Here is a 556-nt window from a genome sequence, read left to right as displayed (position 1 = left end):
GTTTGACTTTCGTAGGCCTCAAGAGTGGTCCGCAGGTCGGAGAGGTACTGATGGAACAACTGATGACTGGCTGACTTTGACGCTGCTGTAAAGAGTGAGGCTACCTCAGTGATGCCTTCTCGCAATGCCTTAATAGCACAAGCATCAGGCACTTTTTCTACTTTCCTTTTGTGAACGGATGACTCTGGCAGGTCAGGGCTCTCAATACCTCCTGTGGGTACGATCTCCTTGCAGGTGGTTGCAGTCGGCTTTACTGGCGCACTGGAAACTGCCTGAGACATGTATTCCATGCTTACTTTTGATTGATGTTTAGAAGCTAATGATTCCATTTCAAGTCTCAGGTACAGGGTTGTGATTGGTTTTCTTCAGACACCCTGTACGTGAAAATGTTTTGTTAAAGCTGTTAGAGGGCGTAACAAAAAAGTCAGCTTCGCCCGCTGGGTTCTTCAGGCAGATGAGCGGGACGATCATCCTGTGGCCGGGCAGATTTTTTTGTGTGCCCTTTCGGTTCAGGCTGTTGGCTGGACATTGTACGGTACTCAATAACCCGTTCCCC

1 protein-coding gene is annotated in these 556 nt (G+C 48.7%); it reads right to left on the bottom strand.

All coding sequences use genetic code 11. The annotated features are described in order from the left end of the window. Positions 1–281: hypothetical protein (locus E1189_RS00570; protein ID WP_155158200.1), on the bottom strand; the 281-nt coding region annotated here is incomplete at its 3' end. Positions 282–556: the final 275 nt, after the last annotated feature.

Origin of the sequence: Parendozoicomonas verongulae, assembly GCF_009711465.1 — a bacterium.
Taxonomy (GTDB): Bacteria; Pseudomonadota; Gammaproteobacteria; order Pseudomonadales; family Endozoicomonadaceae; genus Sansalvadorimonas; species Sansalvadorimonas verongulae.
Note: the sequence above shows the minus strand (reverse complement) of the source record. Positions and strands in the feature narration are given on the sequence as shown.